This window comes from Microbacterium sp. ZOR0019 (assembly GCF_000800925.1).
Classification (GTDB): domain Bacteria; phylum Actinomycetota; class Actinomycetes; order Actinomycetales; family Microbacteriaceae; genus Microbacterium; species Microbacterium aurugineum.
This window is the reverse complement of the sequence record NZ_JRKC01000021.1, coordinates 1-3,737: the sequence shown is the minus strand read 5'-3', so window position 1 is coordinate 3,737 and position 3,737 is coordinate 1. Positions and strand designations below refer to the sequence as shown.

Here is a 3,737-nt window from a genome sequence, read left to right as displayed (position 1 = left end):
AACGCAAAATGGCCACCCAGCGTTGGGTGGCCATTTTGTTTAAAAGGAGTCCGGCGGTGTCCTACTCTCCCACAGGGTCCCCCCTGCAGTACCATCGGCGCTGTGAGGCTTAGCTTCCGGGTTCGGAATGTAACCGGGCGTTTCCCTCACGCTATGGCCGCCGAAACACTATTGATGTTTCAATCAAACACATAACAAAGTCATTGTTGTTATGCGGTTCTCGACCGTACATCGAGAACCACTCAGTGGACGCGTAGCACCAACAAACGGTGTGTTATCAAGTCATCGGCTTATTAGTACCAGTCAGCTGCATGCATTACTGCACTTCCACATCTGGCCTATCAACCCAGTAGTCTGGCTGGGAGCCTCTCACCCGAAGGTATGGAAATCTCATCTTGAGGCCGGCTTCCCGCTTAGATGCTTTCAGCGGTTATCCATCCCGAACGTAGCTAATCAGCGGTGCTCCTGGCGGAACAACTGACACACCAGAGGTTCGTCCAACCCGGTCCTCTCGTACTAGGGTCAGATCCTCTCAAATTTCCTACGCGCGCAGCGGATAGGGACCGAACTGTCTCACGACGTTCTAAACCCAGCTCGCGTACCGCTTTAATGGGCGAACAGCCCAACCCTTGGGACCTACTCCAGCCCCAGGATGCGACGAGCCGACATCGAGGTGCCAAACCATGCCGTCGATATGGACTCTTGGGCAAGATCAGCCTGTTATCCCCGAGGTACCTTTTATCCGTTGAGCGACAGCGCTTCCACAAGCCACTGCCGGATCACTAGTCCCGACTTTCGTCCCTGCTCGACCTGTCAGTCTCACAGTCAAGCTCCCTTGTGCACTTACACTCGACACCTGATTGCCAACCAGGTTGAGGGAACCTTTGGGCGCCTCCGTTACTTTTTGGGAGGCAACCGCCCCAGTTAAACTACCCACCAGGCACTGTCCCTGAACCGGATTACGGTTCGAAGTTAGATATCCAGAGTGACCAGAGTGGTATTTCAACAATGACTCCACACGAACTAGCGTCCATGCTTCAAAGTCTCCCACCTATCCTACACAAGCCACACCGAACACCAATACCAAGCTGTAGTAAAGGTCACGGGGTCTTTCCGTCCTGCTGCGCGTAACGAGCATCTTTACTCGTAATGCAATTTCGCCGAGTTCGCGGTTGAGACAGTTGGGAAGTCGTTACGCCATTCGTGCAGGTCGGAACTTACCCGACAAGGAATTTCGCTACCTTAGGATGGTTATAGTTACCACCGCCGTTTACTGGGGCTTAAATTCTCAGCTTCGCCTTACGGCTAACCGGTCCTCTTAACCTTCCAGCACCGGGCAGGCGTCAGTCCGTATACATCGTCTTGCGACTTGGCACGGACCTGTGTTTTTAGTAAACAGTCGCTACCCACTAGTCTCTGCGGCCTCCAAACGCTTTCGGGAGTAAATCCCTATACGCCGAAGGCCCCCCTTCTCCCGAAGTTACGGGGGCATTTTGCCGAGTTCCTTAACCACGATTCTCTCGATCTCCTTGGTATTCTCTACCTGACCACCTGAGTCGGTTTGGGGTACGGGCGGCTAGAACCTCGCGTCGATGCTTTTCTCGGCAGCATAGGATCACCCACTTTTTATCCGCATCGTGTCTCAGCCTCAATGAATCGCGGATTTGCCTACGACTCGGCCTACGCACTTGCACCAGGACAACCATCGCCTGGCTTGGGCTACCTTCCTGCGTCACACCTGTTAATACGCTAACCGCACCAGAATGGGGTCGTACGCTAGGCCCAGAGCGTCACCCCGAAGGGATCAGTCACTGGGATTCAGATACTTAGCACTACTGGATTAGCTTGGGCGGTTCTTCGCCGGTACGGGAATATCAACCCGTTGTCCATCGACTACGCCTGTCGGCCTCGCCTTAGGTCCCGACTTACCCAGGGAAGATTAGCTTGACCCTGGAACCCTTGGTCTTTCGGAGGACGTGTTTCTCACACGTCATTCGCTACTCATGCCTGCATTCTCACTCGTGTAGCCTCCACGGCTGGTTTACACCGCCGCTTCGCTGGCCACACGACGCTCTCCTACCCATCAACACGGCTGGACCACGAAGGCCTACCAATAATGTCAATGCCACAACTTCGGTGGCGTGCTTGAGCCCCGTTACATTGTCGGCGCGGAATCACTTGACCAGTGAGCTATTACGCACTCTTTCAAGGGTGGCTGCTTCTAAGCCAACCTCCTGGTTGTCACAGCAACTCCACATCCTTTCCCACTTAGCACGCGCTTTGGGACCTTAGTTGGTGGTCTGGGTTGTTTCCCTCTCGACTATGAAGCTTATCCCCCACAGTCTCACTGCTGCGCTCTCACTTACCGGCATTCGGAGTTTGGCTGACGTCAGTAACCTTGTAGGGCCCATCGGCCATCCAGTAGCTCTACCTCCGGCAAGAAACACGCAACGCTGCACCTAAATGCATTTCGGAGAGAACCAGCTATCACGAAGTTTGATTGGCCTTTCACCCCTATCCACAGCTCATCCCCTCAGTTTTCAACCTAAGTGGGTTCGGTCCTCCACACGCTCTTACACGTGCTTCAACCTGGCCATGGATAGATCACTTCGCTTCGGGTCTAGGACATGCGACTGAATCGCCCTATTCAGACTCGCTTTCGCTACGGCTACCCCACACGGGTTAACCTCGCCACATATCGCTAACTCGCAGGCTCATTCTTCAAAAGGCACGCTGTCACCCCTACTAAGGAGGCTCCAACGGTTTGTAAGCAAACGGTTTCAGGTACTATTTCACTCCCCTCCCGGGGTACTTTTCACCTTTCCCTCACGGTACTTGTCCGCTATCGGTCATCTGGGAGTATTTAGGCTTATCAGGTGGTCCTGACAGATTCACACGGGATTTCACGGGCCCCGTGCTACTTGGGATACTCTTCGCGCCAAGAGAAGCATTTCGACTACGGGGTTGGCACCCTCTATGACCGGCCTTTCAAGACCGTTCGTCTATACCTTCTTGTAACGCCGCCACCTCGGCAGAGATGACTGAAAAGTCCCACAACCCCCAACGTGCAACGCCTGCCGGCTATCACACACGCTAGGTTTAGCCTGATCCGGTTTCGCTCGCCACTACTAACGGAATCGCGGTTGCTTTCTCTTCCTGTGGGTACTGAGATGTTTCACTTCCCCACGTTCCCTCTACCCGCCCTATATATTCAGGCGGGAGTCACTAGGTCGGCACGCCGCCCAGCGGGGTTTCCCCATTCGGACACCCTCGGATCAAAACTTGCTTATCAGTTCCCCGAGGCTTATCGCAGATTGCTACGTCCTTCTTCGGCTCCAGATGCCAAGGCATCCACCGTTTGCTCTTAAAGACTTGAAATCACATGAGTTTGAATCAAAACTCGACCCCATCCGAAGATGGAATCAGAAATTGACTAATGATCTTTAAGATCATCTTGTGCAACAACCCGAAGGCTGCTGCAAGATGCTCGCGTCCACTGTGTAGTTCTCAAAGTACGGGCGGTACCCCTCACCGCTTCCCCACCGGGGAAACAACGAAAGGCCCAGAGTAACCAAATGCTTCCAACCCGAAGGTCAAAGCGCATCCGGTCCCTCAGGACCCAACAGCGTGCAGGCACCGACCCCCTCACCCAGAACCTTCCAACCGCAAGCGGCGTACTCATTCCAAGATCAGATCTCGATGCCATGTCAAATGTTCCACCCATGAGCTCCCAGCGA

The 3,737-nt window shown here is 54.0% G+C and carries 2 rRNA genes; both read right to left on the bottom strand.

The window, feature by feature from the left end:
• Window positions 1-48: 48 nt before the first annotated feature.
• A 5S ribosomal RNA gene (gene rrf, locus L978_RS06755) occupies window positions 49-165 on the bottom strand.
• A gap of 108 nt (window positions 166-273) precedes the next feature.
• A 23S ribosomal RNA gene (locus L978_RS06750) occupies window positions 274-3,378 on the bottom strand.
• Window positions 3,379-3,737 lie beyond the last annotated feature (359 nt).